The organism is Mesorhizobium sp. M7A.F.Ca.US.002.01.1.1, assembly GCF_004022955.1.
GTDB lineage: Bacteria > Pseudomonadota > Alphaproteobacteria > Rhizobiales > Rhizobiaceae > Mesorhizobium > Mesorhizobium ciceri.
In genome coordinates, this window is the sequence record NZ_RZQE01000988.1 from 1 (window position 1) to 791 (window position 791).

Annotated in this window: 2 protein-coding genes; one reads left to right on the forward strand and one right to left on the reverse strand. The window is 61.2% G+C overall.

Annotation, left to right across the window (positions count from 1 at the left end):
• Window positions 1-362, forward strand: a 362-nt coding sequence (locus tag EN932_RS37265) for a TOBE domain-containing protein (RefSeq protein ID WP_128369582.1), incomplete at its 5' end; no start/stop codon positions are given.
• 79 nt (window positions 363-441) lie between these two features.
• Here the strand turns inward: EN932_RS37265 and EN932_RS37270 are convergent.
• Entirely contained in the window at window positions 442-687 is a 246-nt protein-coding gene (locus tag EN932_RS37270) for a DUF680 domain-containing protein (RefSeq protein ID WP_027160993.1), read from the reverse strand.
• Window positions 688-791 lie beyond the last annotated feature (104 nt).

Sequence of the window (791 nt, forward strand, 5' to 3'; positions counted from 1 at the left end):
GAAACCCGACCGTCGTCAGCCATGTCGGCGGACGCAAGGCGACCGTGCCGATTGCGACGCCGGCTTCGGCAAAGGGCGCTGCGGTGAGCTTTGGCGTGCGGCCGGAGGACCTGATCATCGCCAGCGGCGCGGACTATCTGTTCGAGGGGACGGTCGACTATGTCGAGCAACTCGGCGAGGTGCAGCTTGTCTATGTCGACATCGGCCGCGCCGATCTGCCGCTGGTGACCAAGCTGCCCGGCAATGTCGAGGTCAAGCGCGGCTCGACATTGCGGCTGAGCGCCAATGGCGAGGACCTGCATATCTTCGACGCGGATGGACGTTCTTTCGCGTTGCATGAAGTGGAAGCAAAGGCGGCTTAACCGCAATTGCCGTGTCAGGCACAAAAAAGAGCGGCGGGCCGGGCCCGCCGCTCTTTGACTTGGAGATCGACTTCGGTTGTTAGTTGTTGCCGAAGAGGTTGCGGTCGGCACCTTGCGGAGCAGACTTCTGGGTGGTGTCACCCGACGAGTTCAGCAGCTTGTAGACCGGCGAACCGGTGTTGCGTACCGAAGAGGTGCGCGTGCTGTCGACCGAAGTCGTGGCGGCAGGCTGATTGGCACCATTGGAGCCAAAGTTGTCGCTGCCGGCGAAGGCATTGCCGGTGATGGCCAGAACGGCGGCGGCAGCAATAAGGATCTTGTTCATTTTAGTCTCCTGAATTCTGGATTTCGCCAGGACGGCAGACACAGCTGCCGTCGGTTGCGAAATTGGTTGTTAGCGACCGAAGAGGTTACGGTCGCTGCCCCTGT

What these genes read in the sequence shown, in the direction of transcription:
- EN932_RS37270 (WP_027160993.1), bottom strand. Translation starts at nt 687, where the DNA reads ATGAACAAGATCCTTATTGCTGCCGCCGCCGTTCTGGCCATCACCGGC.